The sequence below is a fragment of the Priestia sp. P5_B4 genome (genome assembly GCF_056400385.1).
Genome location: NZ_JBFULJ010001548.1, coordinates 1 through 509, shown reverse-complemented (window position 1 = coordinate 509; position 509 = coordinate 1). Strand labels below are relative to the sequence as shown.

Below are 509 nucleotides of genomic sequence, written 5' to 3'. Positions count from 1 at the left end.
ATAAAACGCTGGAATTTCTTGATATTGATGTTTTTGCAGATAAAATTGAAGAAATCATTAACGATGTAAAGCCGACTCACATTTTAACACATTACCCTGGCTTTGCGGTACACCCTGATCATAATGCTACGGGTGCAGCTACGATTCAAGCGGTAAAACGTATGCCAAAAGAAAAGCGTCCGGTTGTTTGGTGTCATGCGTTTTCGAAAGATCGTATTGAACATATTGGAGAACCAGATGTTATTTTTGATGTAACAGCGATGAAAGATAAAAAAATTGAAGCGTTAAAAGCCCATCGTTCTCAAACAGAAGGAATGATGAACGCAATTGACTTCGATCGCTTATCTGACTATCCGCAAATGGAACGTTTATTAACTAGAGAAGAATTCTGGACATATAACTGGGAGTAACAGATGAAAAAACAGCGAATTTTATTTATTGGAGCAGGACGAATGGCTGAAGCTGTAGCGGCTGGTTTGGTTACGAGCAGCGCTGACAGTATTGAGGCA

Annotated in this window: 1 protein-coding gene and 1 pseudogene; both read left to right on the top strand. The window is 39.5% G+C overall.

What is annotated here, in order from left to right; genetic code table 11:
* Nucleotides 1-410 (top strand): PIG-L family deacetylase (locus tag AC1DRF_RS32100; protein WP_477742842.1); only part of this gene is annotated, 410 nt, incomplete at its 5' end.
* Nucleotides 411-413: 3 nt separating this feature from the next.
* Nucleotides 414-509, top strand: a pseudogene (locus AC1DRF_RS32095) (pyrroline-5-carboxylate reductase); the annotation flags it as partial.